Source organism: Mucilaginibacter sp. P4_A11 (assembly GCF_056402535.1).
In genome coordinates this window covers 91,438-117,709 of sequence record NZ_JBFUHE010000011.1, presented here as the reverse complement: position 1 = coordinate 117,709, position 26,272 = coordinate 91,438, and the positions used below count along the sequence as shown (strand labels likewise).

Here is a 26,272-nt window from a genome sequence, read left to right as displayed (position 1 = left end):
ATTGGAGAGAAGTTCGTGGGTATAACTCAGGGTAAGTGCTTAAATAATAAATGAATAATTGGCTTTCAGTTGTTAAATGTAAATAAAGGTTTATATATTTGCAATCGATTGCATAAAATTAAAGATTTTATAAACCGTACTAAATGAGGCAGGGTCTTAACCTGTTTCATTGATGAATTTTTCAACAGATCAATTGTGTTTTTTATAAATCACCTTAATGGTTTATAAGCTGAATTAATAACGCCATGGCTAAATATTCAATAAAGAACATGTGTTTACTGGCGCTGCTTTTCTTTGCGGCGATAAACAACGTTTATGCGGATAATGGTTATAAGTTATGGCTTGAATATAATAAAGTAACCAACGGCCCATTGGCAACGGCTTACAGGCAGCAGTTGCAATACCTGATCTTCCCGGCACAATCTGATCAGCTTAAAGCCGCAAAGACCGAGCTTTTAACCGGGCTGGATGGAATGTTGACATTAAAACCAACCGATGCTAAAAACATAACGGGCGGGCAAACCATTATAATCGGCACACCGAAATCATTGAAATCATTTTTGATAACTGTGCCAGATAGTATAGGTAGCGAAGGCTATCTTATTAAAACGGCTCTTATCAACCAAAAGAAATGCATCATCATAGCCGCTAACACCGACGCGGGTGTTATGTATGGCGTTTTTAATTTTTTGAAGCTCATACAAACTGACCAGTCCATAAATAAACTGGATCTTGCTGATCATCCGCGTATCATGTACCGGGTACTGGATCATTGGGATAACCTGAACCGCACTGTGGAACGCGGGTATGCGGGTTCATCTATCTGGAACTGGCACAAGTTGCCGGGTGTTGTTGATCGGCGTTATATTGATTATGCGCGGGCCAATGCTTCGGTAGGGATCAATGGGTCGGTTGTCAACAATGTAAATGCCGACGCACTGACCCTTTCGCCTCAATATTTATTAAAGGTACAGGCTTTAGCCAATGTTTTCAGAACGTACGGGATCAGGATCTACCTGTCAGTAAAATTCAGCAGCCCGGTTGAGCTGGGGGGCTTAAAAACTGCCGATCCGCTCGATCCTGCTGTAAAAAAATGGTGGGCTGATAAAGCCGATGAAATTTACCGCTACATCCCTGATTTCGGTGGCTTTTTGGTGAAGGCTAATTCGGAGGGGCAGCCTGGTCCGCAAAGCTATGGCCGTACCCATGCCGATGGTGCCAATATGCTGGCCGATGCTTTAGCCCCGCATCATGGCATAGTGATGTGGCGTGCCTTTGTTTATGATAATAAAGTACCCGACGACCGTTTTAAGCAAGCCTATAACGAGTTTAAACCTTTTGACGGAAAGTTTAAGGATAATGTGATCATCCAGGTTAAAAATGGTCCGATCGATTTTCAGCCAAGAGAGCCGTTTCATCCGCTGTTTGGAGCTATGCCCAATACCCCGCTGATGATGGAGTTCCAGTTAACACAGGAGTATCTGGGCTTTTCAACACACTTGGTTTATGAAGCGCCATTATTTGCCGAATGCCTGCAATCGGACACCTATACACAAGGCAAAGGTTCAACCGTGGCACGGGTGATAAAAGGTGATTTCAACAAAAAACTGATAACCGGCATGGCGGGCGTAGCCAATATCGGCACCGATTTAAACTGGTGTGGGCACCCTTTTGCGCAGGCTAACTGGTATGCCTTTGGCCGCATGGCCTGGAACCCGGATCAATCCCCGGCGCTAATTGCTGCCGACTGGCTCAAAATGACTTTTACCAACGATGTGGGATTTGTATCGCCGGTAAAAAAGTTTATGCTGCAATCAAGAGAAAATACGGTTAGCTATATGACCCCGCTCGGGCTGCACCATATTATGGGCGTATCAACACATTATGGTCCTGGCCCCTGGGTTGATAATGCCGGTCGACCGGATTGGAATGCTACTTATTATCATAAGGCAGATTCGGCGGGGATAGGCTTTGACCGTACAGGTAAGGGCAGTAACGCGTTATCGCAATATGCACCAGAGGTTAAAGCGTATTGGGAAAGTTTGCAATCCTGCCCCGATGAATACCTGCTATGGTTCCATCATTTAAGCTGGGCCTACAAAATGCGCTCGGGCAAGTCATTGTGGGATGAGCTGGTTCATCATTATTACCTGGGAGCCGATTCTGTTAAGCAAATGGGTTTAACCTGGGGTAAAATGCAAGGCAAGATTGACGCCGAACGTTTTACCGAAGTGCAGCAACTAATGCAGGTTCAGCTCAACGAAGCTGTAACCTGGCGGGATGCCTGTGTTTTATATTTTCAAACGTTTTCAAAAATGCCTATTAGGGCTGCCTATGCAAAGCCGCAGCATCCGCTTGACTATTATAAAAATATGAAATTTTATTACGTACCGGGTATCGGGGGCAATAACTACATGACCAATTAATCATCACCATAAACCAAACGCCAATGACCAAGCAATTTACTCCAGCAAAATTAGTCCTCACACTTTTTGCACCCCTGTGCATTTTGAGTGCATGTAATTCATCAACTAAAAAAACAGCTGATGCAGCCGACAGTACAAAAACAGATACCGGGAAGAAAGTAAAATACCTTTCCCAGCCGTTGATCAGTTCTATTTATACGGCCGATCCATCGGCACACGTGTTCAACGGTAAAATTTATATCTATCCCTCGCATGATATCAACGCCGGCATCCCGGAAAATGATAACGGCGACCATTTTGCCATGAAGGATTATCACATCCTATCGATGGATAGCGTTGGCGGTAAGGTTACGGATAATGGGGTGGCATTTGATATTAAAGATATCCCATGGGCAGGCCGGCAGCTTTGGGCCCCGGATGCAGCGTTTAAAGACGGGACCTATTACCTGTATTTCCCGGTAAAGGATAAAAAGGATGTATTCCATATCGGCGTAGCAACTTCTGCCAGCCCGGTTGGTCCGTTTAAAGCAGAGCCGGAGCCAATTGCAGGAAGCTACAGTATCGACCCTGCTGTATTTACCGATACCGATGGTAAAACCTATATGTATTTCGGCGGTATCTGGGGCGGTCAGCTTCAGCGTTGGATCACAGGAAAATACGAGGCTGACGGTTCAAAAACCGATTCGAAACAGGAAGATGCCCCGGCCATAAGCTGTAAGGTAGCTTTGTTGAAACCGGACATGAAAACTTTTGATGGTGCGGTAAAAGATGTTGTTATAGTAGACAGCCTGGGCAAACCGCTGTTGACCAAAGATCACGACCGCCGCTTTTTTGAGGGCTCATGGATGCACAAATACAATGGTAAATATTACTTCACCTATTCAACCGGCGATACGCATTTGCTTTGCTATGCAATAGGGAATAGTCCGCTGGGGCCGTTCACTTATAAAGGTGTGTTTATGAAACCGGTACAGGGCTGGACAACCCACCATTCCATCATTGAGATAAAAGGCAAATGGTACATATTTTATCATGACACCCAGCTATCGGGTAAAACACATCTGCGCAATGTAAAGGTTACCGAACTGCAGCATAATGCCGATGGTTCTATCAAATTGATTGATCCGTTTTTGTAATCTCACCTGATATGAAAATCCTTAAGGTTTTAACACTGATCCTGCTATTGCTTAATTTGTTGGATATGCGTGGTTTTGCTCAGCAGACTAAGCCGGTTACTATCCCCAACTCCGAGCATCGGCAAATGCATTCTAAACTGGCGGGTAATGATTATGATATTTATATTCATTACCCGGCTGGGTACGATACTGCTAAACGGAAATTTCCGGTGTTGTACGTGGTTGATGGTGACAACGACTTTTCACCATCGCTTGAGTATTTAGGACTATTAATGGCCGAATATCATATCCCCGAACCTATATTGGTGGCTATTGGCGATGGTGGCCTGATTGGTACGCCCGGTAACAAACGCAACCGCGATTTTACGCCAGTTGCAGCTCCAAATACTGCCGAAAGCGGCGGTGCACCGGTATTCCTTGATTTTATTGAAAAGGAATTGATCCCATCGGTTGATGCCGGTTTAAAAGCCGATCCTTCAAATCGCACGCTGTATGGATATTCGATGGGGGGCTTGTTTGCAACTTACACCTTGTTTACAAAGCCAACGCTGTTTAAAAATATACTGATAGGCAGCCCGGCATTGGGTTATGCTAACGGAGCTGTATTTGAAACTGAAAAGCAATACGCTGCCAAACATAAAAGCCTGCCCGTAAATGTTTTTATGGAAGTGGGCGGGTTAGAAACGCCAGGCCAGGTTGAGCCTAACAAACAACTGGCGGCGTTATTGGACAGCCGGCATTACGAAAACCTTGTTTTTAAGCATGTTATTATTGATAACGTTACCCACTTATCGGGCAAGCCTGTTACCATGCTGAAAGCCTTGGCGTGGGCATATGCGCATAAGTAACAGTAAGGTTGTTTTTCCTTAAAAGCTGTTTAAAAACGAATGGAAAGTTTTTTGTAGAGACGCATGTGATGTGTCTCTACATTTAAGAACAATCAAATTTAAACAGCTTCTTATATCAGCGTAATCAAAATAGTTATGAAGCCACGTGTATTGATATTTGTTTTGTGCTGTTTGATAACCTTTAAACTTAAGGCACAAAATGCTGTACAAACGATACCACATATACAATATTACGGTGATAATGCCGAACTGTTGGTAGATGGAGCGCCGTATTTAATGACAGGAGGCGAACTCGGAAATTCAAGCGCTTCAAGCACTGCATACATGACCCCGATTTGGCCCAAACTGCAAAAAATGCACCTGAACACGGTGATAGCCCCAGTTTACTGGGAGCTATTGGAGTCGCAAGAAGGCCAGTTGAATTTTACGCTGGTTGATGACCTGATAAAAAGCGCCAGGCAATACCACATGAAACTGGTACTGCTTTGGTTTGGCACCTGGAAAAACAGCATGAGCTGTTATACGCCGGGCTGGGTTAAAACCGATCAAAAACGTTTTCCGCGGGTAGCAAATAGCGCAGGGGGACCCGAAGAGATCATTACGCCGTTCTCCAAAGATGCTTTATTGGCCGATATCAAAGCATTCAGATCCTTAATGCAGCATGTTAAGGAGACGGATAACAAACTGCATACCGTGGTAATGGTACAGGTTGAAAACGAGATAGGTATGTTGCCCGATGCCCGCGATCATTCAAGGCTGGCCGATGAAGCTTTCAATCAACCGGTTCCTGAAAAGCTGATTTCTTATTTAAATTCCCACAAAGCCCGGCTTGTGCCCGAGATACAAAAAATATGGCAGGAGGGTGGAAATAAAATTTCGGGCAACTGGGAAGCAGTTTTTGGTAAAAGCCTGGCTACCGATGAGTTGTTTATGGCCTGGTATTTTGCCGGATATGCCAACGCTGTGGCTAAAGCAGGCAAGGCTATTTATCCGCTCCCGATGTATGTGAATGCGGCCCTTAATGCTCCTGGTAAAAGGCCGGGGCAATATCCCTCTGCGGGCCCCCTACCGCATTTAATTGACATCTGGAAAGCGGCAGCACCGGATATTGACCTTTTATCGCCGGATTTTTATAACCCTGACTTTAAATACTGGAATGACCACTACACACGGCCTGATAATGCATTGTTTATCCCCGAGCATCGTTTTGAGGATGGGGTAGATGCCAAAGCTTTTTACGCCATTGGCCATTACAAAGCCCTCGGCTTTTCCCCTTTTTCTATCGAGACGGATAATAAAACGGCAGGTGAGCCACTTAGCCAGTCGTACAATATTATTCAGCAGCTATCGGGGGAGATTAGCAAGGCAAAACGAAAGGGAACTATGGAGGGCGTATTGTTAAGTAAAGATGTGGATACGGTACGGTTACAAATGGGTGATTATATCCTGACGATTTCGCACGATTTAACATTGGGCTGGTCGCCAAAAGCTAAGGACACAAACTGGCCGTTAACAGGTGGCATTATCATTGCTTTGGCTAAGGATGAGTTTTATGTAGGTGGAACAGGTTTGGTCATCAGCTTTAAACCTGTTAAGGATGGGGGGCGTGCAGGGATCTTACAGGTAGACGAAGGCGTATTTGTTAACGGAAAATGGCAGCCCGAACGCCGTTTAAATGGTGATGAAGATCACCAGGGAAGACATTTGCGGATTCCCGTGGGGGAATATGGGATACAGCGAATTAAGCTTTATAGTTATAAATAGTTTTTGACAGTGTTAAAAGGGCGGAAAATACTTTTTAAACATTTTCCGCCCTTTTTGTGACTGTACTAACACTATGCCGGTATCAGATTGGTGGTAATCCCGATCCTGTTCCATGCATTAATAGTAATAATTGCCAGGATCACCTGTGCCAGGTAGGTTTCATCCAGTACTTTGGCCGCCTGCTGATAGGTTTCATCTTTTACATGATTGCTGATTAAGGTAACTTCTTCAGTCAGCGCCAATATTGCCCTTTCTTCTTCTGAAAAAAACAGCGTGTCGCGCCATGCGTTAAGGGCATAAATGCGCTGCTCAGTTTCACCTGCTTTGCGGGCATCTTTAGTGTGCATATCAATACAAAAAGCGCATCCGTTTATTTGTGAGGCCCTGATCTTTATCAGGTCTTTATGTTTTTTTGTGAGAGATGTACTTTCAATAAATGCTTCCAGGCCAAGAATGGCTTTGTATCCCGCAGGAGATACCTTGTCAATTTTAATTCGTGTTTCCATTTTCTTAATTATTTGACACAAAATTAGGGCTATGGTACCGGTGTTAATTATGCCAGCTTTGAAATAAGGGGTAGCCCAGCGATATTAATGCAATACATTTTTCAGAAGCCTGAGTGCTTCAACCATCTCATTTTCATCAAGTGAGGCAAAGCCCAGTCTGATACCGTTGACAGCAAAAGATTCGTTCTTGTAAAAACTCCCGTCATCTATCTGGAGCCGCTTTTTCGCGGCATCTTCGGTCATTTTTATTAAATTAATACGTTCATTAAAATTTGTCCATACGGCAAGTCCACCTTCAGGGATGTTAAATGTTACATGAGCACTAAAATCCGATTGCAAGATCTGACAAAGCAGGTTTCTGCGCTGCCTGTAAATTTTTAACGACTTCCGGAAATACCTGTCCATTTCGCCGGTATTAAACAATACGGCAAATGCCTCTTCAAGCACCGTGTCGCCCTGCTTATCTATCAGTTCCCTTAACGCAGCCGCGGCATCAACAAACGCGGTTGGCCCTGTCATAAAGCCAATGCGCAGGGCGGGAGCAAATGTTTTGGTAACGGAGCCTATATAAATTACGTTTTGATTATGGTCGATACTTGCCAGTGGCAGATAGGGCTTATTATTGTAATGGAAATCAAAGTCGTAATCATCTTCTATAATGGCAAAACGATGTTCCTTTGCAAGCTTTAACAGCTTTAGCCTTCGCTCTGTGCTCATGGTTACCGTTGTAGGGTAGTGATGATGCGGGATGATGTATACGGCTTTGATGTTGGTATGCTGTAAAACTGCTTCGAGATGGTTAACGTCCATCCCATTGCCATCAACGGGGATCCGTACCAAATTAGCGCCGGCATATTTGAAAGTATCATCAGCCAAAATGTAGTTTGAAAGTCCTACAGCTATGTTATCCCTGGGATTGAGCAGCAACTGGGCTGCTAAATAGATCCCCATCTGGCTGCCCTTTGTAATGATAATATTTTCGACCGGAACAGTTAATCCCCTGGTATGGGAAAGGTAGCTGCAAATAGCGGCACGAAGATTTTCTGACCCCTTTGAACTTCCGTATTTCAGAAAGGTTTTACCGTGTAACCTCCTGGAGAGGCTCCTATATTCCCGCATCAGCAGGTCTATCGGAGCGAGGCGGACATCCGGGAAACCTCCATCAATAGCGAGCATCATTTTTTCGGGCTCTTTAGTGATCCAGGCATTTTCAAATTTATTGCTCCAGGTGAAGGTTTCCTGTTGGTTATTGCTTTTACCCATTTCAGGAACAACAGGCCTGGAAAGCACAGGTAATTTAGCAAGCACAAAAACACCTTTACGCTCAATTGATTCGGCCCAGCCCTGGCTAACCAATTCTTCATAAGCCAGTTTTACCGTATTCCTGTTAATGCCGATCAGTTGCGCAAGCACGCGGGAGCCGGGCAATATATCGGCAGGCTGTAGTGTACCATTGGTAATTAATGATATAAACATATTGCAAACCTGGATATGTAAGGATACGGAGGCGTTCCGGTCAACCTGGATCAATGATTTGTAAGGTAACATCTGGGCTGTAGTTTTTGTGTAAACTGGTATGTAAATATAATCCAGGAGCCCGGTACTTTTGTATAAAATTAATAAAATGAAAAAAGTATTGGTTATTAACTCAAGTGCAAGGGGAGTTAGATCTCACAGCAGAAAACTTGCCGAAGTATTTGTTGATCACTGGAAAAGCATCCATGCCAACCCGGTGATCAGGTATCGCGAATTAGGAGCTGAAAACGTACCACACGTTAATGAAAACTGGATAGCTGCCGCTTTTAAGCCTGAAGCGGCAAGATCAGAAGCAGAAAAAGAAGCTTTAAAAATAAGTGACGTTTATATTTCAGAATTACTGGAAGCCGATGTTATTGTACTCGCTTCGCCGATGTACAATTGGTCTATCCCAAGTGCGCTCAAGGCTTATATTGACCAGGTTGTAAGGGTTGATAAAACATTTGAGTTTAACAAGGCAGATATGGAGAATCCGTATATAGGGTTGCTTAAAGATAAAACAGTATTCCTTTTGGTTTCGCGGGGGGCGCAGGGATATGAAAAGGGAGATCATAACGAACATCTTAACTTCCAGAGCACTTATTTAAAAACGGTATTTAATATTATCGGGGTCAGTAATATTCATGTGGTTACCGTTAACGGAGTATCCTACGCGCCGGAGAAACTTAAAATTACCGTAGAGACATCGTACCAGGAGCTAAAAGATCTGATAGATCTGGAAGTTGAGGTTGCATGAAAAACAGTGTGCTGAAAGGAAGCGTTTTTATTGCGCTTGGCGCCTGTAGTTATGGAATGCTGGCAACCTTTGTAAAAATGGCCTATCATGAAGGCTACAGTTTGGCAGAAGTCACTGTTTCGCAATTTGGTATGGGCTTTATTGGGTTATTTATTTTAAGCCTCTTCCGTAAACGGGAGCTGGAACCTGCAATAAAAAGATCAGGCACTAAAGGAATATTGAGATTAATTATTGCAGGGATCTCTTTGGGTTTAACCAGCGTGTTCTTTTACCAGTCAGTTCAGTATATCCCGGTGAGTATTGGCATTGTGTTATTAATGCAAACCGTGTGGATCAGCGTGATCCTGGAGATGGTGCTGCATAAAAAGTTGCCCGGCTTGCGTAAGATCATATCGGTTGTCATTATCCTGGGAGGAACTATTCTGGCCACAGATATGCTTAAACAATCGGGCAATATAAATTTGAAAGGGTTTGGCTGGGGAATGATGGCTGCCCTTTCATACACGGCAAGTATGTACTCGTCAAATAACATTGAGCTTGATTTTCCCCCGTTAAAAAGAAGTTTATATATGATCATGGGGGGCTTGCTCATTATTGTTCTCGTTTTTCATTCATCGTTGAATGTGAAATTTTCATATGGAATATTTTTGCGCTGGGGGCTCCTCCTTTCTTTATTCGGAACTATAATCCCGCCATTGCTGTTTACCAGAGGTATGCCGCTGACAGGTATGGGACTGGGAGCTATTATTGCATCTATAGAAATACCGGTTTCTATAATAATGGCAAATGTGCTGCTGAAGGAATATGTAGACTGGTTACAGTGGATGGGAGTTGTGTTTATTTTATTTGCCGTGGTGTTGATGAATTTGAGGAAGAAGACGCAGGGGCAATTGCACTGAAAATGTATTCGAAGAAAAATCATGCCTTTCTTTTCGAATACATTTTATATTGTTCTACAAATTCTTTCGCGTCTTTTAAATTTTTAGGGTAGGGGATGTAGTTATTGTATTTGCTTTTAATAAATTCATTACCGCCTACTTGATAAATATGTTGATAAGAAAATCCATTGTCGATAAGAAAACTTGCTAATTGCCAGGCCTTTTTATCTGTTTTTTTAGGCGGCCTGAAACGATGGGGTAAAAGTTTCATTGATTTTCCGCACTGTGGACATAAATGTACCCCTTCGCTACCAAAGGTAACCTCCCGATTAAAGCATAATTTGCACGATAGGCACACTTTTTTATGACCCATGTTTCAAATATAATTAGTTGTTGGGTTTAACGGCATTTAAATAATTAAACTTCATTATTATTTAATTTTTAAAAGTCATATTCATCCAGCTTCGCAAGAAATTGTTCGGCGTTGTTTAAATGTTCCCTTTGTTTTTCTGCAGGCATTTTATCAAATGTTTTCACCAGCATGCTCAAACGCGGGTTTTGTAAAAAAAAGTTGCGGTGCACATACATAAAGCGCCAGAACAATCCGTCCCAGGTGTCCTGCCAAGGCCCTTTTTTCCAGTCGCCCATTTTTAACAGGTAGTTGCTGCCGCTAATATAGGGCTTGGTCATCATCAGCCCTCCATCGGCAAATTGGGTCATGCCGTAGGTGTTGGGCACCATCACCCAATCATAGGCATCTACATACATTTCCATAAACCACCGGTACACATCATCAGGATGAAATTCGCATAGCAAAAAGAAGTTACCCATCACCATTAGGCGTTCGATATGATGTGTATATCCGGTGGCCAGTACCTTTTTTATCACCACGTCAACCGGGTGGATGCCGGTATCACCTTTCCAAAATGAGTAAGGAATGCGGCGTTTAAACCCCCAGTAGTTTTTGGTGCGCTGCCTTGTTCCTTCACGCTCATAAACAATGTGGATAAATTCGCGCCAGCCCATTATCTGCCTTATAAATCCTTCTAAAGAATTTAAGGGTATGTCCGAGTCGGCAGCTACATCCAGTGCTCTATCAATAACTTGTTGCGGGTTGAGCAGGCCGATATTGAGCATAGGGGTTAACACCGAATGATTTAGAAAACTTTCATTAGCTACCATGGCATCTTCATAAATGCCAAAATCCTGGAGGCGCTGCTGCAAAAAATTATCCAGCCACCGCTCTGCTTCCTCATGTGTACTTGGATAAAAACCGCCCAGGTTGCCAAAAGGGGATTGGGTGCTGCCATAATTACCGGCGAAATGTGTATCTACATAAACTTGGGCTTCTTCAATATATTTGTTTTTCGGCGGCACATCCAGCAAAGGTACCGATCCATTCTTAGGGAACTTGAGCCGGTTTTCACTATCATAAGTCCATTTACCACCAATAGGCTGTCCGTTCGGTTCAAGCAAAATGTTTCGTTGCCGGCGTTGATGTATGTAAAAATCGGTTTGGAAGTACGTTTTCCTTTTGTCGAAAAAATCAGCGGCCTCATCGGGGCTGTTCAAAAAATTGGGGCTGCGATGTTTGATGAGATGAATCTCGTTTTTGATGCAGACGTTGTTTAATCTGCGTTCCAGCCAGTTATCGGCGGTGTCGGTGTAATGAATGCTTTTGACGCCCTTTTCAGACAATGAGGTAATCAGCCGGCGAACGTCAGCAAGTGCGTCCCGGGCTTCAATATAATTGACTACAATGTTGTGGACGGAAAGATGGCGCGCATAAAACTTCATCGATGCCCTGTGCAATACCAGCTTTTTCTTGTTAAAATTATATTGGTTAAAAAAAAGCGTTTCCTCTACAAGATAAACCTGCCGCGATTGGTTTACCAGAGGATTATGCTTGAATAACTGGTGCGGAAATATAAGTGTTATGCTGGTTTGATCCATGTAATGAATAATAGATGCATTGTTAAATATGTTTCACATTGCCATTATTCATTTTAGGTACCCCTTTTGATTCTCGCTACTTCTTATTTTCTTTTATCGCTAAAAGCCACCCCAGTTACAGCGGGTACTATTCTGGGGCGGCTTGTTTTAAGTATGGGTCTTGTTAAAAAGTTGTTGGCACGTTGTTATGGGTATAATTGGTCCAGCAAAGAAAACCGATATCACCATTAGGCAGGCCATTGCTATCGCACACATAATTGCTGGCTATGTAGCTGGTTTCGGTAGTGCCGTAATGACGGTTAGCCACCTCAATGCCAGGCCATATTGGGTTATTAACATTGCCATTAGGTGAGCATGGCGGAAATACGGTGCCATGCATCAACTTATATTGGTAATTGAAACCGGTTAACAGACGACTGCTGCTGGCTGAGTAAATAGACAGATCGCCCTGGATACCGGCAATGTTGGCGGCATAACTCAACCCTGTAAGAGAGTACTGGTAGTGCACATAATCATTGTGTGACCCGCAGACCTCGCCGTTCATCGAACCGTCAGAAGCAATTACATTTGGTAACACTGTTTTTACAGCGGTGATACCATTTTGATATACAGTTTGGCTGTCTTCAAATATACCGATGGCCATTTTTGCGTATCCCGCAGATACGTTCCAGTTGTTGTTGAAGTTAGGTACGTTATTAATATAATTGTCTTTCATGTTGTTCAGAAAGCTTACAAACTGGGTGTTTTCGGCAGTGGTCCAGCCGCCGCCAACACCGCTTGCCGGGATGTAGTACTTGATAATTTCGGCAGCTGCGGCAAAGGTAGGCGCAGCCCATGAAGCCTCAAGCGAAGCCTGGTTAGGCTGCGAACCGGTTACGCTGAAGTTTTGAAAATGACTGGCCCAGCCATCAAGGATTTGCTTTACAGTAGTTGCGTATGATGCGGTGCCGGTTTTAGCCCAGCGCAGTGCTAGGGCATAACTTAACAGGGCGTCGCCCTTAAAAGCAATTTCATCAGGTGTGGTAACGCCGCCTGCTACCTGTACAGTGGCTTTGTAGGCACCGCTTGGGCTGTGGTTGTTGCAGTAATTGAGTACAAACTGGTAGGCTGCCAAACGGTTGGCATCGTTTGAATTGGCTTGCTGGCCCACATAATCAAGGGTTTGCTGTGTGTTGAGGATGCCGGGGTGGATAAAGCCGATGGCCTGGGTTTTTAGTGCAGGTGAGGCAGGATTGCCGCTCGCCGCAGGTTCAACTTGCTTTTTGGTGCAATAAGTGAAAAATACGGCTGTAAAGAGCATTAGGCCCAACAGGGTTGCAAAGGTAGTTTTTGGTTTGTTGTTCATAAATTGGTTTTTAGTTTATAACTGTTCCCGGTATAAAGCCATAAAAACAAGCCGTTCACAGGCTGTCGGCCCCGGCACTTTTTTGCTTGGCATACGGTCTTACTGCTTTTTGGGGAATCCCGGATAATTGGTTTGATAAAACAAATTTATTGTAAACTATTGATTAAAAGCAAGATAGAATGTGTGCGATACGCTTTATCCGCAACGATACTTCTTGATTGTAAAGATTGTTTGAATGGAAAAAAAAAATAATTTTTTTTGTGTGATACGGTTTATCCGCATAATAAAAGGGGATTTTATGGTCGGTTTGTTTCAAGCCGGTGTTTTAAAACTTGCTTGCTCTTTATTCCTGATGCTTTAGAATGGGCTGAGATGGGATAAAGATTACCAAAATCTTTATCTCCAAATGAAATGCGTTATCTGTTTTAAGATTTTAAAAGTAATTATTGCATTTATAAACTTTAATCATACTTTTTAAAAAAAATAAAAAGTTTTCTTTATTAAATTAATTTATTTAAATATGCAATCTAAACCCCCTGCTACATGTTTCTCAAAAATATCGACATCATTAAAGGCCTGTATTACAGTAAGGCAGCTTCCCTTGCCGACCTGAGTATTTATACAGGCAGGAGTATCCCTTATATAACCAAAGGTATAGCCGATTTAATTAAGTCAGATATGGTAAAGGAGGTAGGCATAAGGGCTTCGAGTGGGGGTAGAAAACCCGCAACTTACTCATTGATAGGTGATACTGGCTTTATCATTTCGGTTGCCATGAACCAGTTTTTGACAAGGATCGTAATTGTCAATATGAACAACGAGTTTGTAGGTGAGGAGCAGGAGTTTGAGTTAAAACTGAATGATAACAAAGATGCTATCCATTCTTTGATAACCTGTATCAAAGCCGTTGTTGTTAACTCAGGATTACCAAAAGATAAATTTTTAGCTATAGGTATTACCATGCCGGGGTTTATTGACGCGTTTTTGGGTAATAACCTGAGCTTTCTTAAATCGCCGGAAGAAACACTGGTAACCTACATTACCAAGCAAGCCGAATTACCTGTATTTATTGAAAACGACTCGACTGCTATAGCACTTGCCGAGCAAAAATTTGGCCTTCCTATTGCCCGAAATAACTCCATGATCATTAACCTGGGTTGGGGAGTTGGTTTAGGAATGATCATCAATAAAGAAATTTTTAAAGGGCATAGCGGTTTTGCGGGAGAGTTTAGCCATTTGCCGCTTCACAAAAATGGGAAATTATGCTCGTGCGGTAAGCAGGGCTGTTTAGAAACAGAAGCTTCTTTGCTGGCCATTGAAGCAAAAGCCATTGAAGGCTTAAAACAAGGCGAAGTTAGCAGCCTGGTAAAATATGATACATTATCGGCAGATGATATCATCGCCGAAGCGCTCAAAGGTGATGCATTCGCTATAAAAATTATTTCTGAAGCAGCTTATTTTATTGGTCAGGGCCTGGCTATATTGCTGCATTTGATGAATCCCGAAAGTATTATTTTAAGCGGGAAGGGAAGTGTTATCGGTAAATTATGGCTTAGTCCTATTCAGCAGGCCATGAATGAGCACTGTATCCCTCATTTAACTACCTACACCCAATTGGCGGTTTCAAACCTGGGTAATAACGCGCAACTGTTAGGGGGCGTAACCACGGTGATTGAAAACTTATATAAACTGAGTCCGCAGGCCAGTGTTTCCGAGCCTGCATAAACATACCTAAAAACCTTTTTTTAACTCAATTAATCAATTTTCATGCAACAATTTTATCTAAACTTGAAAAGGTGGGTGGTCCTGTTACTGCCCCTTTTTATCTCGGCAAATTTATTTGCCCAAACAAATGTTACGGGAGTGGTGCGCGATGACGCCGGGCCTTTACCGGGTGTAACCGTGTTAGTTATGGGTACAACAACCGGTGTGCAAACCAATATTAACGGCGCATACAGCATTAAAGTGGCTAAAGGTGCCGTACTTAAATTTTCATCTGTAGGCTACACCCCAAAAGAAGTTACTGTTGGCGACAATGCCGTGATCAACGTAACGCTGGCTACAGGTAAAGGCGAATTAAATGAAGTGGTAGTTACCTCATTTGGTATCAAACGCCAGGAAAAAGCACTGGGTTATGCCACTACTACGATTACTGCAAAGCAGTTAACAGAGGCTGGTAATACCAACTTTGCTTCGGCATTGTACGGTAAGGCCCCGGGTGTTAAGATCACTACAGCTCCCGGTGGTTCAAGCAGTGCTGTAAACGTGCAGATCCGCGGTATCAACTCGCTTAACTATAACACTCAGCCCCTGTATGTTGTAGACGGTGTTATTATCCGTAATAACAGCGAAGCCGGTGCCGGTGGTTCAAATAACGACGGGTACTGGTCTGATCAGCGGATCAGGGGTAATGGTATCCTGGATATTAACCCACAGGATATCGAAAGCCTTACTGTGTTAAAAGGTGCAAGTGCAACGGCTCTTTACGGATCTGACGCTATGAGCGGTGCCATTGTTATCACCACCAAAAAGGGTTCTAAATCAAGAGGCCTTGGTGTTGATTTCAACTACGTAGGTACAGCCGAGCAGGTTGCTTTTACGCCAAACTTTCAAAACGTTTACGGTCCTGGTTATGACCGTGCTACCAACCTTGCAGGTGGTTTTACCGAAGATGGCTGGTTAGCCGATGCTAATTCACCGTCAGGATACAGGCCGCGTTTTAGTTCATACGCACAGTTCGGCCCCAAAATGGAAGGTCAGAAAATTAGGTGGTGGGATGGCGAGATCAGGGATTACACTCCGCAGCCAAATAACTACAAAGATCTGTTTCAAACTGGCTATAGTTCAAACGCCAACATCGCTATATCAAACCAAACAGATAATGTTAACTACCGTTTGTCGGCAACCCGTTTGGATTATACCGGTATTCAGCGTGGTCAAAAACAACAAAAAAACTCTTTTAACTTAAATACCACTGTTAAATTAAGCAATAAAATTAGCGCGGATATCGTTGCGAGCTATGTAAATACCTTAACTCATAACCGCCCGTACCAGCTTGGCCGTGTTTTAGCCAACTTTGGTGGCTTTTTAAACAGGTCGGAAAAAGCAGATGTATTGCTGGATAACTATCAAACATCAGCGGGCTATAAATACGTAACGCTCGGCAACGCTGCCAGAAACCCAGCTGAGGCTTTCAAATACAACATGAGCGGAGCGGATATTATGGACTTTTATTGGACTCAATTAAAGAACAGCGAGGATGAAAACGAAAACCGTTTGATCACCAGTGCTACTTTAAACTGGGATGTACTTAAAAATGTAAAGTTCCGCGGACGTATCGGCAGTGATTATACCGGCCGCAATACCGAGTCACAGCAATACAATGAGTATCCTACAGCATTTAACGGTTCGTCAAGCACAGGCTATTACGGTGTTAGCAAAGGACAGTATTCGGTTACTTATGGTGACTTATTGCTAACCTATTCGCCAAAACTTACCAAAGACCTGAGCATGTCTGTTAGCGGTGGTTATACTTCACGCAGTGAAACCTATCGTGACCAGTCTTCAGGTACCAATGGTGGTTTGGTTACAGAAAATTTCTTTTCTATATCCAACTCATACGGTGTTGCAAATACAAGCGCTACCCGTGGTTTCCTGAAAAGTCAGGCTGTTTTTGGAATCTTAAACTTTAATTACAAAAACTACCTGTTTTTAGAGGGTACCGCACGTAATGAGTCGGCTTCAACACTTCCTACACAAAACAACACCTATTTCTACCCATCGGTAAATGCCGGTTTTGTATTTACAGATGCGTTTCAAATGCCTGAATTTATCAGCTACGGAAAATTAAGGGCATCATATGGCGTGGTTGGTAACAAAGCGCCAAGGTATGTTCCTAACGTGTTGTACAACCAATCATCATTACAAACACAAAACGGTTCTGTTACCCAGCTTACTTTTGATGCTACCTATGGTAACCTGCAGTTAAAGCCCGAAATGAAATATGAGCAGGAGTACGGCTTAGAAGCCCGTTTCCTGAAAGACCGTTTAGGTTTAGATTTCACTTACTATAACAACCAGGTTAAAAACGTTATTATGGCGCTGAACGTTGCGCCAACAACAGGTGCTTCGAGCTTACTGGCCAATGCCGCTACTTTACATAGTGATGGTTTAGAAGTTGGTTTCAGCGGTAAACCGATAACCGGTAAATTTAACTGGGATGTGCGTTTAAACTTTGCTATTAACCATTCAAAAGTAAACAACCTGGCACCAGGCTTTGACAGGCTTACCTTCTACACCGGCGACCAGTCTGCATTATTGGTTGTGGCCCAGCCAAACCAGCCTATAGGTAATATATTGGTTTACCCAATTGCAAAAGATGCTAATGGCAACAAGATTGTTAACAGCGATGGTTTATACACTATTGACAAATCAAAATATGTGAACGTAGGTAATATACAACCTAAAATTGTAGGCGGTATTGCCAACACATTCAACTACAAAGGTTTCTCTCTTGACGTATTGGTTGATTATCGTTGGGGCGGTAAAATGGTATCAAACCCATTGAAATATGGTACTGCTGCGGGTATGTACGAAAGCACTTTGCAGTATCGTGATGCAGCTCATGGTGGCCTGGCTTATTACATTGATGGCAACGGTGGCAAACATTTAGGAACTGCACCAAATGGCGGTAAAACTTATAATGATGGTGTTGTATTGCCAGGTGTAAACGAAAACGGGCAGAAAAACGCCACTATTGTTGATGCTGCTTCTTATTACCTGAATACTTATGACTGGGGCGAGAACTCTGTAAATGAGAACGCAGTATTTAAAAATAACTACGTGAAATTGCGTGAGGTTGTGTTGGGATACAGGTTGCCTGCAAGCGTAAACAAAGCACTGCATCTGAATAACTTAAGGTTCTCATTAGTAGGAAGAAACTTATTGTATGTATACCGCACACTTAAAAATCTTGATCCGGAAGCGCCAATTGGCGACAAATGGTACAGGCAAGGTGTGGATGAAGGTTCATCACCAGCTACAAGAAGCTTTGGATTCTCATTAAACGCGAATTTTTAATAGTACAAGTCATTAATTATGAAAAAGAATTTTAAACATATAGGATACGCGTTTTTGCTTGCTTTATCATTGGGAAGCTGCAAAAAAAGCATCGACGAAAAATTTAATAACCCGGAAAAAACAGCAGTTGTAACTCTTCCGTACATGTTTACTGGTATGTTAAATAATACCAGGGTAAGGGCGGAATACTGGCATTACAGAACGTTTGTACTAACAGCCACTGCTGATTTTTCACAAACATGTTTCCTGCCTAATACCAATACCGTATATCAGCCTAATGACGGCTATATGGGCAATCGCTGGGAGGACTTTTATCATCCAAATGGTTCGGCTAATGGCGTAATGGCTTTATACCGCACCATGGAAGTTACTTATAACCAAATGTCGGCTACAGATAAGGCAACTAATGATGTGATCATGAATGCTGCCCGGGTAGCTTTATATGATCAGGCAGCTGAAATGGTTGATTGCTGGGGCGATATTCCGTTTAGTGAGGCTGGTAGCCTTGAAACAAGTGCTGCTGTTAAAAACCCTAAATTTGATGATCAGATAGCGCTTTACAAAAGCTTTATTGCAGGTTTAGATGCTGCTTCAACATATTTTAAAACAGCTACCTTGTCAGGTCAGTCAAGCAAAGCATTTACACAACAGGATATCTTATTAGGTGGTAGTGTGGATAAATGGAGAAGATACGCTAACTCTATCCGTTTACGCTTACTGATGCGTATGTCTTTTTATGATGAAGCCGGTTCAAAAGCCGAAGTAGCAAAAATGCTGGCCGATCCTACATCATACCCACTGATTGATGGTGGTAATACTGCAGCTTACAGTCCGGCAGCTACCGATGTTTTGTTAACACCGTTAACTACCTATACCGGATCATTACAAAATGCCCTTACCGAAGGCGGTAGTAACTATGCTCCGGATTACCTGTTAAATACTGTATTGTTACCGGCAAATGATCCAAGGATCCCGGTATTGTACGATAAAAACGGTAACAAAACATACCAGGCAATGCCGGTAACTTTTACAAGCGAGCAGGCTTCAACTGAAGCAGCTAACTATTCGGTAGTTGACTCAACCACTTTCTTAACCAACAACAAACTGCCGGGTATTGTGATAACTGCACCTGAAGTTAACTTCCTGAAAGCTGAGGCTTTTGAGCGTTGGGGTGGAGGTGATGCTAAAGCAGCATATGAAACTGCGATAAGCCAGTCTGTTTATTATTATTTTTATTTGAATAGCTTAGGCACTGGTAATAAACCAACATTGAATGCTGCTGATATCCCGGCCCTCCTGAGTTCGGCATCGGTAGCTTATACTGGTACACAGACCCAAAAACTGGCAAAAATCTGGACTCAGAAATGGGCGCATTTTGGATTTATGCAAGGCACCCAGGCTTGGAGCGAATACAGGCGTACTAAATACCCTGTGTTGAATTTCCCAACTACGGGTAAACTTTCTAACTATACTACGCCGCCAACCCGCTTAGTATATCCGAGTATCGAAACCGGCTTTAACAGTCATTATAGTGATGTAAAAGCAAAAGATACGCGTACAACAAAGATCTTCTGGGATGTAAAGTGAGATACCAGATAGTTAATGGTTGATTTAAAAGCTGCCCGCTATTTGGGCAGCTTTTTTTGTATTTGTATATCGCGGCCTGATGCAATGGTACACGTTGCCATTAGGTATCTTCTTAATTTCAAAATACTTATTACTTAAACCAAACATATGTTAATAGAAGCTTATCCGGAAAGTTGAACGGAGCGGTAACGTTTTAAAAAATGAAACGTCTTTAATCCATAATATGAAGAGATTAATTATCCTGCTCCTTATCAGTATGCATGCTGTTTTAAGCGAAGCCCAGTCTTTAACACAACGTATAGATTCTGTAGTTCAGCTTGCTCACGAGCGCGGCATTTACAATGGCAATATCCTGATTGCAAAGGATGGCGCAATCATCTACCGGCAATCATTGGGTTTTGCCAACGGCGGTAAAACTACCCCTCTGCATGATTCGCTTAGGTTCGATATCGGTTCGGTTAGCAAAGAGTTTAATGGTGCAGGTATCATGATATTAAAGGAAAAAAGCAAGCTTTCGCTGGATGATCCTTTATCACTCTATTTTCCCGAATTTCCGGAATGGGCCAGGCAGGTAAAGATCAGGCATCTCATCAATTACACCAGCGGGATTCCGCTGCCACCGGCAACAGTAGGTGATACTGATTCTGCTTTATATAACTACCTCAGGTCTGTTAAAAAACTTGCACTCGCTCCGGGTACTGGCTACATCTACAATCACGCCAATGTTTACCTGCAAATGCGCATTATTGAAAAGGTTAGTAAAATTAGTTATGCCCAATTCCTGGCGAAATACATTTTCAAACCGGCAGACATGAACCGTACGGTGGTAGATTATCCTGTGGTGGCGCCCGGAATGGCGCAGGCTTTTGACAATTCCGGTAAAAACACTCCTTATGGCCAGGTAATGAGCGGTTGGGTGCGTTTGCCTATTGGCGATTTGTACAAGTGGACACAGGCATTGGAACATTGCAGGATTTTGTCAGCAAACTCTTTAGCCGAACTGGCTGCTAATTTTCCGGGAGGAGAAAGCAGCCTTGGATCAACCGGTTTTGAGAATGGCAAGCTTATATGGCATCAGCATCAGGGCTCAAACAGTAACTATGAGGCTACTATTTACAGTTGGTTGCCCGATGGTATTACCATTGTGATGATGACAAATAACCAACAAATGAAAGTATTACCCCTTAAAACAGCGCTGATGAATGTTATGCAAAACAAACCGGTAATTGTGCCTAAGAAATCTTTTTACCTGGAGATCAGGGAGAAGATGTTGGCTAGCGCCGACAGCGGTTTGGCTTACTATCACGAACTGAAGACACATTATCAGGACAAGTACGATTTTAGCTTTGAGATAGGCGATCTTATTAGCACCGGAAAATATGTAGGTCGCCGTGCGCACTATGACGATGCCATCCGTATCTACCGCCTGGCTGCGGAATTGCCGGCGAGGCCTGGAGATGTGTCATACGCCTATGAACTTATCGGGCAAGCTTTTCAAAGCAAAAACGATAAGGAACAGGCCTTGCTTAATTATAAAAAAGCGACGGAAATTGATCCTCAAAATAAGAATGCCGCAGGTATGATAGAGGCGCTTAAGCCTTGAGGGGCACCTGTTTTAAGGCCGAATGTATTAAGGAGATGCTTACAATTGAACATCCCCTTAATAGCGTGAATAAGCGTAACTAAACTTTATTTTTTTGATCGCTTTTGGCCAGCTTAAAAATCAAACAAGCGTTAAAGGCCGATATCTAATAAAAGCTGAAAGTTTTACGCCGGTCAATCAGGTTATTGCTACCTCTTTTTATAAATATTCATTTTTTACCAACCATTTGGCAATCTTCTTAATAGTTTCCTGGTGGCGGTCAACTCCCTCTGAACGTACAATCGATTCGCCATAAGTACCACCTTCAGAAATATCTACCGTACGGGTAACGCCATCTTTACTGGTAGTTATAATACAGTTCTTAACGCCGCCTTTACCTGCTTTAAAAGTAGTTCGGGCTACTATCAGTCCACTTGGCAAACTAAATTCGTAAGCATCCTGATCTGCATTGTTAGGTGTTACATCTTTAAATACGCCAATCTGGTCAAGCCCCTGCATAATTTGGTTTTCCTTGATCATTACATTCATCATGTAGTTACGCTTTACCAAATTATATTCTATCTGCGCTTTTGGGTTTTTGCTTTTTAGCGCGATCAATTCATTGACTTTAGCAACATCAAGCTGATCGTTTAACACAACACCACCTTCGCCTAATAATTTGGCAAATGCTTTTTCCGGGCCAAATTTACTTAACCCGAATATGGCCACCTGGCCGGTAGATAGAAAGGTAAAGCGATAATAATACCCATCGCCATCATTGCGTGACGGTACAAAATCGGTTGCCATAGTGGCGATGACAAGCTTGGTGCCAGCCATATTATCAAGTTCATAAGAGGCGGTAAGCCCGAAATTAGCTTTGTCTTTTAATCGTATTACTTTGGCCACTTCTTTACCATCTATATTAATGGTTCCGGATTTGTAATCAACTTTCTGGGCCCAGGCAGCATAATTGCCGGCTATTAAAATTGCTGACAGGAATATTTTTTTTAACATATGATCATTTATATTTTGGTTGAAGATAAGTTTTAATATTTAGTAGGATGATTATCCTGTATTAAATATTTGTCAAATGATCAATTTAAATCACTACTATGCAGTCGTATTCAATCAATTGTCTTTCAAATGTTGATCGTGTAAGGTCATCATATCAACCTGTATTGCGCTGTCGGGATCGGGTTTCCGCGTTAAAATAATAACATTCTGAATATTAGTCAGTTTCCAGCGGCAGGCTGAAATAGAAGGTAGAACCAGCGCCCGGTTCGCTTTCCGCCCATACTTTGCCGCCATGACGCTGGATGATCTCTGAACTCAGGTACAGCCCAATACCGAATCCTGCAATATGCCGGGTATCCTCGCCCTCCACCCGGTAATACCGGTCAAATATCTTTTCCAGGTCTTCTCGTTTAATTCCTATGCCATCATCTTTCACGCTGACAATCAGTTGCCCATCTCTGGTGGCGCAGGCTATTTCGACAGCTGCCGTCGTTGGTGAATACTTGACGGCATTACTGATCAGATTGGAGATCACTGAGCCTATCTTATCCCGGTCTGCATTGATCGTTGTAGTTGGGCAACGTTCAAACCGAATAAGGTCTGTACGGGCGGTTAAGCTGGCTTCATCTATCATATCCGCGATCAGCGTTCCGATATCGAAATGTTGTTTTTCGATATGGATCTTACCGGATTCCAGCCTGGAGATATTCAGGAAGCCATTTATCATGGCGCTCATCCGTTTGACCTGCTGATTGGCTTTTTCCATCGCGTTTATCAGAAAGCCGTCCCCGCTGGTCTTCAGTTTGGTGTTGGTTACCTGGATGATTGCGCTGAGCGAAGTCAGCGGTGTTTTAAGTTCGTGGCTAACCATGCCGATAAAGTCATTTTTTCGTGTCTCGTCAAGTTTCTTTTCGGTAATATCGCGGGCGATCTTCGAAAGGCCTATGATGTTTCCACGTGGGTCCTTAATCGGCGAGATCGTCAGCGAGACATCGATCAGCCGACCATCTTTGGTGCGTCTTTTGGTCTCAAAATGTTGCACGCGCTGGCCTGCCCGCAAACGCGCTAAGATTTGCGGTTCTTCAAAATGCAATTCGTCAGGGATAAGCTTATAAATACTTTCGCCGATCATCTCCCCGGCGCTATAGCCAAAGATGCGTTCCGCGGCTGCGTTCCAGCTGGTGATTTCGCTTTCAAATGTTTTACTGATGATGGCATCGTCCGTAGACTGGATGATCGCGGCGAGCTTGGCGCTTTGTTCCTCAGCGGCTTTGATATCGGTGATATCGAGTACAGTACCGATGAACCGGATCGCCAGGCCCTGGTCAAAATAGACTGTGCCATGGACCTTGATCCAACGGATTTCCCGATCTCCAAACCGGATGATCCGGAAACTAAGTTCGTAATGTCCGCCAGTTTCCGGGTCAATCGCCTTTTGTATCTGCTGCTGTACCCAATCATGATCAGAAGGGTGAATATGTTCTGAAAACGTAGCAAATGTGGGATTTTGATCCTGCGGCATGCCGTAGATTTCGCGGCATTCATTCGACCAGTACAGCGCCCCGCTGCGGGGATCGTAATCCCAGGTGCCCAGGCGCGTTGATTGGATAGCCATGCGTAAACGCGACGAACTGGCCTCCAGCTCATGGTTCGTGGTTTCAAGGCGTTGCTGCATCATGGTCAGCTCTTCATTGGTAACGGTCAGTTCCTCGTTGGAAGCGGCTTGTTCTTCATTAACCGCTGCCATTTCTTCGTTGATCGCTTGTAACTCTTCAGATGCCTGCGCCAGTTTTTCTTCTGAGAGCTTACGTTCGGTAATATCACGGGTAGTACCGGCTACGGCTTCAACCTCACCTGTTTCATCAAGTACTGGGATTAAGATATAATCATAGATCCGTATGCCCAGGGTAGCGTGTGGAAAAGCAACTTCCCCTCTAACGGGTTTTTTGGTAGCCCTCACCTGGTCGATCTCCCGCTCATGCATCGCGGCATGCCATTCTTCATAGCCGTTTTCCCGCAGGCCTTTACCTACAGCGGTATCCCATGTTTTCCCCCACATCGCGAGCAGGGCGCTGTTGACGTAGGTGAAACGATAATCGAGGTCCCAGACATACATCAGGTCAGGAGTGCCTGAAGTGATCGCTTCATAAACCCTTTTTTGCCGGTCGGCCTGTTCCCTGGCTTCGCGCAAAGCGTTTTCGATCCGTTTACGTTCCGTAATATCGCTGGCCGTGCCAAGCCATTCGGTAATATTGCCCTGATCGTCCAGGATAGGGACTGCCCGTGAGAATGTCCAGCCCGGGGACCGGTCAGCGCGTAATACCCGATGCTCCAGCTGAAATATCTGTTTTTTCCGAATGGCCTCATCAATCGTTTTGTTGACTATTTCCATATCATCCGGATGAATGTTTTGGGCTCGCCACTCGGTGACAGGTTCATGCGTGTCTTTTAAAAAACCGCGTCCGTCCAGTTCCCGCATGACTCCCCAGTCTGCGCTTAGGCTGTAGATAACGTCAGACGATGCAGTGATCAGAGCCCGGAGGCGTTCTTCGCTGGCTATAATGGCCCGGCGTTCCTTTACTTGCTTGGTGTTTTCGAGTACCCAGACCGACAGCTTGCTTACTTTGCCGTTAGCATCCAACACCGGGGCATAAACAAAGGTTACCACGATCAATTCCTCCCGACCATGACGTATCAGCATGAGTTCTGCTTCGTCTGCATGATAGGCCTTGCCGGTTTGGGCAACGTCTTTGAGCACGGCTTCATAGGCTTCCCGCGCTTCTGCAAAAGGTTCCCAGTACCATTTACCGATAATGGCGTCTTTGGATTTCCCTGCGATCTCCAGGAATTTATCATTGAGCAATTCCGCTTTAAAAGTAGCGGCATTAAGTATACAAATACCAATCGGGGCACTTTGTACCACCAGGTTTAATTGCTCGTTGTCCTGTAAATCCATAATCCCTTCAAAACCTAAAAATAAATATTTTGTTTTGATCAGGGTGCACTGCCTTTACACTTTGCATCTGTGCCGAGATGGTCAGGCACCACGGAGGCGAGATAGGGATAGGAAGCGGCCTGGAAAAGATTGTACATATCGTTTGCTATGCCGGTTAATGACTGCTAAAGCGTTCGCCAATAATTTAAAATCGTTATAAGTTCGGTGCCCCCAACGAATTCTGTCAGCAATTCAAAGTTTATACTACTTTGGAAGTTAAAACAGCACACCGAAATTGTCTTCACAACGACTCGCTAAATGGTTAAATAAATATCGGTTTGCGACCATTATCTGACAAGATGTTCAGTTTTTAAACTGGCTTTCAATCAGTTTTTTTAATCTCTTTCTGATGAGTCAATCAAATGATTGGCTCACCGAATTACTCACCAGATATATATGACATGATAATAAAACAGCTTGTTGGTTGAAAATTAAAAGCCTGTATTTCGTGCGAAATACAGGCTTTTAGCCATTTTTGATATGAAAATCAGCGGAGAGGGAGGGTTCAGAACCTTCCTCTGTATTCTTTTGATCTTCAGTCGATCATATGATCTTTAAAAATTGACTCACCGCGTGACTCACCAGTTTTTTCTTGCCGTCTATCGGAACGCAAATCTTATGCGAAGATAATAGAAGATTGATGAGATTCAAAAGCTTCATGAGTAAAGCTCAGATCTCATGGTCATTACTAATGCAATGATCATGAGGATTTAACCGTTCTATGTCACCTGCACTCATAGCACCAGTTGGTGGATTAAAAAACATAAAATATTTTAATAATTATTATATGTTTTTTAATCCAGCTATATTAGCAACTATTATTCTTTGTACCCGTACATAAAATAGAAGTGTTTAATACACCTTATCACTTATTAATGAAACGCATA

General features: G+C 43.3%; 17 protein-coding genes. 10 read left to right on the top strand and 7 right to left on the bottom strand.

All coding sequences use genetic code 11. The annotated features are described in order from the left end of the window. Window positions 1-245: 245 nt before the first annotated feature. From AC1DUD_RS20715 to AC1DUD_RS20700, 4 genes are all read left to right on the top strand, one after another. Entirely contained in the window at window positions 246-2,426 is a 2,181-nt protein-coding gene (locus AC1DUD_RS20715) for an alpha-glucuronidase family glycosyl hydrolase (protein ID WP_477377855.1), read from the top strand. A 23-nt stretch (window positions 2,427-2,449) separates the two neighbouring features. Beyond that, entirely contained in the window at window positions 2,450-3,562 is a 1,113-nt protein-coding gene (locus AC1DUD_RS20710) for a glycoside hydrolase family 43 protein (RefSeq protein WP_477377853.1), read from the top strand. An 11-nt stretch (window positions 3,563-3,573) separates the two neighbouring features. Beyond that, window positions 3,574-4,410: an alpha/beta hydrolase gene (locus tag AC1DUD_RS20705; protein ID WP_477377851.1), complete on the top strand. Its 837-nt coding sequence runs from the start codon at window positions 3,574-3,576 to the stop codon at window positions 4,408-4,410. Between the two features lie 135 nt (window positions 4,411-4,545). Beyond that, complete coding sequence (locus tag AC1DUD_RS20700; RefSeq protein ID WP_477377849.1) at window positions 4,546-6,174, top strand: GH35 family beta-galactosidase; 1,629 nt, start codon at window positions 4,546-4,548, stop codon at window positions 6,172-6,174. A 71-nt stretch (window positions 6,175-6,245) separates the two neighbouring features. On the opposite strand, the gene AC1DUD_RS20695 is transcribed toward AC1DUD_RS20700, so the two are convergent. Beyond that, entirely contained in the window at window positions 6,246-6,680 is a 435-nt protein-coding gene (locus AC1DUD_RS20695) for a carboxymuconolactone decarboxylase family protein (protein WP_477377847.1), read from the bottom strand. Between the two features lie 84 nt (window positions 6,681-6,764). Continuing rightward, the gene (gene pdxR / locus AC1DUD_RS20690; protein ID WP_477377844.1) at window positions 6,765-8,228 is read right to left on the bottom strand and encodes a MocR-like pyridoxine biosynthesis transcription factor PdxR; all 1,464 of its coding nucleotides are present in this window, start codon (window positions 8,226-8,228) and stop codon (window positions 6,765-6,767) included. Between the two features lie 76 nt (window positions 8,229-8,304). Between pdxR and AC1DUD_RS20685 the strand changes: the two genes are divergently transcribed. Further along, complete coding sequence (locus tag AC1DUD_RS20685) at window positions 8,305-8,952, top strand: FMN-dependent NADH-azoreductase (RefSeq protein ID WP_477377842.1); 648 nt, start codon at window positions 8,305-8,307, stop codon at window positions 8,950-8,952. Continuing rightward, window positions 8,949-9,851 carry a DMT family transporter gene (locus AC1DUD_RS20680; protein ID WP_477377840.1) on the top strand — a complete coding sequence of 301 codons (903 nt, stop codon included), beginning with the start codon at window positions 8,949-8,951 and terminating at the stop codon, window positions 9,849-9,851. Before AC1DUD_RS20685 ends, AC1DUD_RS20680 begins: the two co-directional genes overlap by 4 nt. Window positions 9,852-9,870: 19 nt before the next feature. On the opposite strand, the gene AC1DUD_RS20675 is transcribed toward AC1DUD_RS20680, so the two are convergent. From AC1DUD_RS20675 to AC1DUD_RS20665, 3 genes are all read right to left on the bottom strand, one after another. Beyond that, entirely contained in the window at window positions 9,871-10,203 is a 333-nt protein-coding gene (locus AC1DUD_RS20675) for a hypothetical protein (protein ID WP_477377838.1), read from the bottom strand. A gap of 68 nt (window positions 10,204-10,271) precedes the next feature. Further along, on the bottom strand, window positions 10,272-11,783 hold the full coding sequence (locus AC1DUD_RS20670; protein ID WP_477377836.1) for a cryptochrome/photolyase family protein: 1,512 nt from the start codon (window positions 11,781-11,783) through the stop codon (window positions 10,272-10,274). A 163-nt stretch (window positions 11,784-11,946) separates the two neighbouring features. Next, window positions 11,947-13,128, bottom strand: coding sequence for an alginate lyase family protein (locus tag AC1DUD_RS20665; RefSeq protein WP_477377834.1), 1,182 nt, complete (start codon window positions 13,126-13,128; stop codon window positions 11,947-11,949). Between the two features lie 543 nt (window positions 13,129-13,671). Here AC1DUD_RS20665 and AC1DUD_RS20660 point away from each other — a divergent pair. The 4 genes from AC1DUD_RS20660 (at window position 13,672) to AC1DUD_RS20645 (ending at window position 21,397) form a co-directional block, all read left to right on the top strand. Then, window positions 13,672-14,853, top strand: a complete 1,182-nt coding sequence (locus AC1DUD_RS20660) for an ROK family protein (protein WP_477377832.1) — start codon at window positions 13,672-13,674, stop codon at window positions 14,851-14,853. 42 nt (window positions 14,854-14,895) lie between these two features. Next, window positions 14,896-18,207 carry a SusC/RagA family TonB-linked outer membrane protein gene (locus AC1DUD_RS20655; protein WP_477377830.1) on the top strand — a complete coding sequence of 1,104 codons (3,312 nt, stop codon included), beginning with the start codon at window positions 14,896-14,898 and terminating at the stop codon, window positions 18,205-18,207. Window positions 18,208-18,225: 18 nt separating this feature from the next. Then, window positions 18,226-19,794, top strand: a complete 1,569-nt coding sequence (locus tag AC1DUD_RS20650; protein ID WP_477377828.1) for a SusD/RagB family nutrient-binding outer membrane lipoprotein — start codon at window positions 18,226-18,228, stop codon at window positions 19,792-19,794. Window positions 19,795-20,017: 223 nt separating this feature from the next. Further along, a complete protein-coding gene (locus AC1DUD_RS20645; RefSeq protein WP_477377826.1) occupies window positions 20,018-21,397 on the top strand; it encodes a serine hydrolase in 1,380 nt (459 codons plus the stop codon). 198 nt (window positions 21,398-21,595) lie between these two features. Here AC1DUD_RS20645 and AC1DUD_RS20640 read toward each other — a convergent pair whose 3' ends face one another. Both AC1DUD_RS20640 and AC1DUD_RS20635 read right to left on the bottom strand, forming a co-directional pair. Continuing rightward, window positions 21,596-22,390, bottom strand: coding sequence for a hypothetical protein (locus AC1DUD_RS20640; RefSeq protein ID WP_477377824.1), 795 nt, complete (start codon window positions 22,388-22,390; stop codon window positions 21,596-21,598). A 214-nt stretch (window positions 22,391-22,604) separates the two neighbouring features. Further along, the gene (locus tag AC1DUD_RS20635; protein WP_477377822.1) at window positions 22,605-25,346 is read right to left on the bottom strand and encodes a PAS domain S-box protein; all 2,742 of its coding nucleotides are present in this window, start codon (window positions 25,344-25,346) and stop codon (window positions 22,605-22,607) included. Window positions 25,347-26,272: the final 926 nt, after the last annotated feature.

Bases quoted from the DNA above. Each gene is read 5' to 3' on its own strand.
- AC1DUD_RS20660 (WP_477377832.1), top strand. From the start codon at position 13,672: ATGTTTCTCAAAAATATCGACATCATTAAAGGCCTGTATTACAGTAAG.
- AC1DUD_RS20635 (WP_477377822.1), bottom strand. From the start codon at position 25,346: ATGGATTTACAGGACAACGAGCAATTAAACCTGGTGGTACAAAGTGCC.
- AC1DUD_RS20695 (WP_477377847.1), bottom strand. From the start codon at position 6,680: ATGGAAACACGAATTAAAATTGACAAGGTATCTCCTGCGGGATACAAA.
- AC1DUD_RS20670 (WP_477377836.1), bottom strand. From the start codon at position 11,783: ATGGATCAAACCAGCATAACACTTATATTTCCGCACCAGTTATTCAAG.
- AC1DUD_RS20685 (WP_477377842.1), top strand. From the start codon at position 8,305: ATGAAAAAAGTATTGGTTATTAACTCAAGTGCAAGGGGAGTTAGATCT.
- AC1DUD_RS20715 (WP_477377855.1), top strand. From the start codon at position 246: ATGGCTAAATATTCAATAAAGAACATGTGTTTACTGGCGCTGCTTTTC.
- AC1DUD_RS20680 (WP_477377840.1), top strand. From the start codon at position 8,949: ATGAAAAACAGTGTGCTGAAAGGAAGCGTTTTTATTGCGCTTGGCGCC.
- AC1DUD_RS20665 (WP_477377834.1), bottom strand. From the start codon at position 13,128: ATGAACAACAAACCAAAAACTACCTTTGCAACCCTGTTGGGCCTAATG.
- AC1DUD_RS20675 (WP_477377838.1), bottom strand. From the start codon at position 10,203: ATGGGTCATAAAAAAGTGTGCCTATCGTGCAAATTATGCTTTAATCGG.
- AC1DUD_RS20650 (WP_477377828.1), top strand. From the start codon at position 18,226: ATGAAAAAGAATTTTAAACATATAGGATACGCGTTTTTGCTTGCTTTA.
- AC1DUD_RS20700 (WP_477377849.1), top strand. From the start codon at position 4,546: ATGAAGCCACGTGTATTGATATTTGTTTTGTGCTGTTTGATAACCTTT.
- pdxR (WP_477377844.1), bottom strand. From the start codon at position 8,228: ATGTTACCTTACAAATCATTGATCCAGGTTGACCGGAACGCCTCCGTA.
- AC1DUD_RS20710 (WP_477377853.1), top strand. From the start codon at position 2,450: ATGACCAAGCAATTTACTCCAGCAAAATTAGTCCTCACACTTTTTGCA.
- AC1DUD_RS20655 (WP_477377830.1), top strand. From the start codon at position 14,896: ATGCAACAATTTTATCTAAACTTGAAAAGGTGGGTGGTCCTGTTACTG.
- AC1DUD_RS20705 (WP_477377851.1), top strand. From the start codon at position 3,574: ATGAAAATCCTTAAGGTTTTAACACTGATCCTGCTATTGCTTAATTTG.
- AC1DUD_RS20645 (WP_477377826.1), top strand. From the start codon at position 20,018: ATGAAGAGATTAATTATCCTGCTCCTTATCAGTATGCATGCTGTTTTA.
- AC1DUD_RS20640 (WP_477377824.1), bottom strand. From the start codon at position 22,390: ATGTTAAAAAAAATATTCCTGTCAGCAATTTTAATAGCCGGCAATTAT.